Origin of the sequence: Psychrobacter piechaudii, assembly GCF_900162825.1 — a bacterium.
Classification (GTDB): domain Bacteria; phylum Pseudomonadota; class Gammaproteobacteria; order Pseudomonadales; family Moraxellaceae; genus Psychrobacter; species Psychrobacter piechaudii.
The window spans coordinates 1-6,039 of sequence record NZ_FUGE01000155.1; the positions used below are offsets into that span (position 1 = coordinate 1).

At 43.2% G+C, this 6,039-nt stretch carries 4 protein-coding genes; all 4 read left to right on the forward strand.

Annotated features, from left to right (window positions below):
- Positions 1–167, forward strand: a 167-nt coding sequence (locus tag A1019T_RS08800; RefSeq protein ID WP_143514048.1) for a zinc ribbon domain-containing protein, incomplete at its 5' end; no start/stop codon positions are given.
- A gap of 76 nt (positions 168–243) precedes the next feature.
- Positions 244–759, forward strand: coding sequence for a ribonuclease E activity regulator RraA (gene rraA / locus A1019T_RS08805; RefSeq protein WP_095532594.1), 516 nt, complete (start codon positions 244–246; stop codon positions 757–759).
- Between the two features lie 302 nt (positions 760–1,061).
- Positions 1,062–4,808: a transcription-repair coupling factor gene (gene mfd / locus A1019T_RS08810; RefSeq protein ID WP_077451325.1), complete on the forward strand. Its 3,747-nt coding sequence runs from the start codon at positions 1,062–1,064 to the stop codon at positions 4,806–4,808.
- 594 nt (positions 4,809–5,402) lie between these two features.
- Positions 5,403–5,837, forward strand: a complete 435-nt coding sequence (locus A1019T_RS08815; RefSeq protein WP_007395256.1) for an HIT domain-containing protein — start codon at positions 5,403–5,405, stop codon at positions 5,835–5,837.
- Positions 5,838–6,039: the final 202 nt, after the last annotated feature.

The window sequence follows — 6,039 nt, forward strand, 5'->3', positions numbered from 1 at the left end:
GCTGCCATAAAATAAGTGACAGTAGTCCAAAGGGTAGAGCAGGTTTGCGAATAAGAGGATGGACTTGTGCTGAGTGTGGCACATGGCATGATAGAGATACCAATGCTGCTAAGAATATCCTTGCGGTCGGGCTTGACCGTCTAGCTGTAGGAATCCCCTCGGTTTAGCGAGGGGAGGAGGTCAATTTGTAAGCCAATAATATTATTAGCCAATAATAAATAAGGAAATAACACCATGACTGAGATGACCAAAACCAATTTCGTAACTTGTGATTTGTTGGATGCCAATCCAGAAAGCCAAGTTTGTTTACCTAATATTGAAGGGAAGTCTTTTTATAGCTTCGGGGGTAAGGACAAATTCTGCGGTGAGATCGTTACTGTAAAATGCTTTGAAGATAATAGCCGAGTGAAAGAGCTACTGAATACCGAAGGTCGTGATAGTAATGGTGAAGGCAAAATCTTAGTGGTTGATGGCGGCGGTTCTATGCGCTGTGCTTTATTGGGCGATATGATTGCTCAATCTGCTATCGATAATGGTTGGGCAGGGGTTGTGGTGTATGGCTGTGTGCGTGATGTTGATGACATGGCGCAAATGGACATTGGAGTAATGGCTCTAGGCTGCATCCCTCGCAAATCAAACCGCCGTGGTGAAGGTCAAACTGATATTGAAATTAGCTTTGGCGATATGACCTTAAACTCAGGCATGTATGTCTATGCCGATAATAATGGCATCATCGCCAGCGAAAAGCCACTGATTTAAGAGTAGTCTCTTATTCGGCAAAACCAGTCTTTTATTAATATAGAATTACTTATTAATTAATAGCGGACTGCTTATAGCTAGTCTGTAGTTAAAACTTTAAAAGGCCAGCACAGCAATGTACTGCTTTGTTGGCCTTTTTTACTAAAACTCACGCAGTAATTTATTTTTTATAATGAATTAGCCGTGCTTTAATAATCATTTGTAGTCGTCTTTTTACCTCGTATAATAGAGACTTTATTGACAAGTAGCTGCGACTTTCTCTCAGCCCATTGGTCTTCGTTAAGGAAATTTACCACAATATTATGCCTAAACTCTCTAAGCATCCTCTTACTGATATTTTTACCTCTACCAATGAAGCCCTATTTCCTATAGATAACTCACAAAGGCGCTGGCTGTATCCGGCTCATGCTGCAGCAGGCAGTCTTTGGTTAGCCAGTCTCACAGACTGCCCCGTAGCCAATGTCGCCAATCGTCTTAAGGTGGTGGTCACTAAGGACCAGAACCAGCTCAATCAAATCGAAACGGAGTTGGCTTTTTGTGGAGTGGATGCTTATGTATTCCCAGATTGGGAAATACTGACCTATGATGAGCTGTCACCGCATCAAGATATTGTTAGTGAGCGAATTAACCTGCTTACAGAAATGCCAAAAAGCGGTATTTTATTGATCAGCATCCAAACTTTAATGCAGCGAGTGGCGCCGCCAAGTTGGCTGATTGGTCAGCATTTTGATTTAAGTGTGGGCGATATATTTGACATAAATGATCAGCGAGAAATGCTGGCCGCCGCAGGCTACCGGGCCGTAGATAATGTATTTGAGCCTGGTGAATTTGCGGTACGTGGCAGCGTAATTGATATCTTTGCTATGGGTCAGCCCTTTCCACTACGCTTGGATTTGTTCGACAATGAAATTGAGACCATAAAGTTCTTTAATCCCCAAACCCAGCGGACTTTATCGACTGAAACCTTGGTTGAAATAGTGTCCTCCCGATCAGACTCGGACAGTGCGACTAAACATGATTTAACGGTCGAGTCCTTATCCTTATTACATAAATTGCCAGACGTTTCTAAGCCCATTACCGAGTTTCAGATCCTGCCAGCCAAAGAGTTTCCTTTAGAGGAAGGCAAGGAAATGTTCCGTAATAACTTCGCGGCCATGTTTCCTAATGTCAGCAGTCGCCGATTTGAGCTACATAAAGATGTGATGGCAGGTATAGCCAGTAGTGGCCTTGAATACTATCAGCCACTTTTTTTTGATTTAGAGGATTGGAATCAGACCGGGCACCTATTTACTTATCTGCCTCAAGATGCGCTGTTTATTATCGATGAAAACATAGCGGAGTTTCAGGCAGATTATTGGTCCCAAATACAGCGCCGCTATGAAGAGCGCCGTCATGATATTGATAAGCCTGTTTTAGACCCAAAACTGCTTTATTTTCCCAGCAATCAAACCAATGAAAAGTTAAATGCTTATCCTCGTATCATTTTAAGTCAAAATGATTTACAGGCAGCAGAGAGTAGTCAAGCTGGTAAGGTACGTTTGCCTGCCGTTATGCCCCCTGAACTGCCAGTCAGTCACCAAAAAGCTGAGCCTTTGTTAGAGCTATTAACTTATGCAGAAGGCCAGTGGGGCGATCATGACGCAGAGCGAAAGGAAGATATAGATAAACCGCTGCCTCGTCCCATATTGGTGGTGGCGGAAACTGCCGGTCGCCGTGAGATTCTATTAGAGTTATTCCGTGGAAAAATTGATGTTAAAACTTTTGAGAGTTTACAGCAGTTTTTACACAGTGAGCTTTATCGAAATAATGAACTAACCGAGGGTAATAAGCCCACAGTAGGCTTGACCATTGCCCCGATAGAGCGAGGGGCGGTAATAGCCAATCACTTATCGATTATTAGTGAAACCCAGCTATTTGGTAGACAAGTACTGCAAACCCGTCGCCGTCGTCAAAGTGATGTGTCAGAAGAGTTCTTAATCAAAAGTGTGACTGAGCTGACCGAAGGCAGCCCAGTGGTTCATATTAACCAAGGTATTGGCCGTTACCATGGCTTAGTTACCTTGGATGCTGGAGAAGGTGAGCAAGAGTTTATTCATTTGAAGTACGCTGACGATGCCAGTATTTATGTTCCAGTAGCTAACTTGCAGTTAATTAGCCGTTATAGTGGCGGCGATCCTGCCTTAGCGCCCTTGCATAAGATTGGCAGTGGCAAATGGGACAAAGCAAAACAAAAAGCTTTAGAGCAAATTCATGATGTGGCTGCAGAGCTGCTGAATATGCAGGCCCGTCGTCAGGCTAAAGAGGGCATTCATTTTAAAGTCGATACGGCACAGTATGAGCTGTTTGCCAGCCAGTTTGCTTTTGAAGAGACCCCGGACCAGGCCAATGCCATTGATGCAGTCATACATGACATGAAGCAAAATAAGCCTATGGACCGGCTCATCTGTGGTGATGTGGGTTTTGGTAAAACGGAAGTGGCGATGCGAGCTGCTTTTATCGCCGTTAATAGTGGTTATCAAGTGGCGGTATTGGTTCCGACGACCTTGCTGGCGGGACAACATGAGGATAACTTCAAAGACCGTTTTGCTGATTGGCCGATACGTATCGAAACCTTGTCTCGCTTTGGTGGTAAAAAATCTCAAGATCAAGTGCTAGAGGACCTAGCTGCGGGCAAGGTCGATATTGTTATTGGCACTCATAAGCTGCTGCAAAAAGACGTTAAATTCGCCAACTTAGGGCTAATGATTGTCGATGAGGAGCATCGCTTTGGGGTCCGTCATAAAGAGCGTATTAAAGCGATCCAAAGTGACGTTGACAGTTTATCGATGACCGCCACACCGATTCCTAGAACCTTAAATATGGCCTTGTCTGGCATGCGTGATATGTCAATTATTGCGACGCCGCCGGCAAGACGCTTAGCCATTAAAACCTTTGTGATGCAAAAGACTGATCAGCTTATGAAAGAGGCTATTTTGCGTGAATTATTGCGCGGTGGTCAGGTCTATCTATTGCACAACGATGTGGCCAGTATTGAGCGTATGGCAGAGAACATCCGCGAGCTGGTACCTGAAGCTCAGGTAGGGGTAGCACACGGTCAAATGAATGAGCGTGGACTAGAGCAGGTGATGCAGCAGTTTTATCACAAAAAGTTTAACGTGCTAGTGTGTACCACGATTATTGAAACTGGTATTGATGTGCCTAATGCCAATACTATTATCATCGAGCTTGCTGATAAGTTTGGTCTAGCACAGCTGCATCAGTTGCGTGGCCGAGTGGGACGCAGTCACCACCAAGCCTATTGTTATTTATTAGTCCCTTCAATCAAAGGATTAAAAGGCGATGCCAAAAAGCGTCTACGGGCCGTTGAAAGGGCCAATACCTTAGGGGCAGGCTTTATGCTGGCTAGTGAGGATTTAGAAATACGCGGCGCAGGGGAAATCTTAGGCAAGCAGCAAAGCGGCAATATGCAAGCCATTGGCTTTAGCTTGTACATGGATATGCTGGAACGGGCTACCAAAGCCATTAAGGCAGGTAAAGAGCCAGACTTAAATACGCCATTATCTTTGACCAGTGATATTAATTTGCACTGCTCAGCGCTGATTCCAGAAGATTATGTTAATGATGTGCCGCAGCGTTTGTTGTTTTATAAACGCATCAGTAACGCGCAAGACAAAGATACTTTAACCGATATTAGAACCGAGATGATTGATAGGTTTGGTGCGCTGCCAGATCAAACAAGGCAGCTATTTGCCATTCATCAGCTTCGGGTTCAGGCTGAACCTTTGGCCATCTACAAGATAGATGCTACTAGCAGCAGTGTGGTGTTAGAGTTTGCCCCAGATACCCCAGTTGAGGCTTTAGCTATTATTCAGCTAATTCAATCAGATGGCAATCGTTACCGAATGAATGGAGCATCGGGTATCCGTTACACCAATCCGGATAAGCTGCAAACTCCGCAGCAACGCGTGGAGGTGGTACGTGAGTTGTTAAACCACTTCTCAAAACATGTGACCGAAGTGCAAAAGGAGAACAGTAACACCAGTCAGTAGAATTAAGCTTACTCTATTACCAAAGTTATTATATCGTTATGGTGCTTTAATCTAATTGTCATATCGTTTTAATCTAACTGTCATCAACTATTAGTATCTTATAGTCATCAAACAAGAGCATGAGATAAGTAATAAAATAAGAGATGAATAAGGAGAGACAAGATATGATGATTAATAACGCTATTGATTTGGAAGATTTGCAAGTCCCAGAGTGGTTTGAGGATGAAGCAGAAGATGCAGTTGAGATGTAATGTAAACCAGTAAGGCCTAAATCTAAATCATGGCAGATGATGGATAAGAAACAAAAAATTAGGGATGATAATAATAACATCAGGAATAGAATAATAAAAAATACTGAAAGTGCAAGTAGCTTGTGGCTTTTAACAGAGCCGTTCAGTGGCTACCACTAGGTCGGTAGACACTGAGGGTAAGGCAGTCTTGAGTTCTCAAGGCTGCTTTTTTATGTTTATAAACTTATTAACAGCTCGCTTATTTTCTGTAAAAGATTAAACCTGTGTTAGTATCTATAATATCAAGCCAATACCTGATAAAATATCGGCTTGCAGAATCATTAAAATAATTAAGAGAGCCAATATGTTTCAACTTCATCCAACACTAGCTAAAGATTCGTTTTTAGTTGGAGACTTTCCGCTATCTACTTGTCGTCTAATTAATGACTGCCAGTTTCCTTGGTTGATTTTGGTACCTAGAGTGGCGGGTGTACAAGAGATTTATGAATTATCACCAGCGGACCAGGCTCAGTTTTTACGTGAGTCAAGCTGGCTATCGAGTCAGATGGCTAAAACCTTCAATGCTGATAAGATGAATGTGGCCGCTTTAGGCAATCAAGTACCACAGCTACATTTCCATCATATTGTTCGCTATCAAAACGACTTAGCTTGGCCAAATCCAGTATGGGGAACGCCAGCAGTACCTTATACTCAAGAAGTTTACTTGGCTATGCAGCAGACGCTTATGATGGCATTACGTGGCCACAATCAAATGCCTTTCGATTGGCAAATGCAATAAGTTCTCCGTCATAAAAAAAGACACCCAGTTGGGTAATGCCAGTCAGTTAAGGCTGACTGGTATTTTTTTTGGGATATTTTTGTGGTTTTCCCTTAACCACCCTCGGGCAAGATCGCTTTCTACGTTCAGGAAGAACAAACAACTTTCCTTCCTCTAAAACTGCATCTAACAACTTAGGGAAGAGTCCTGCAGCCTGTAAAGG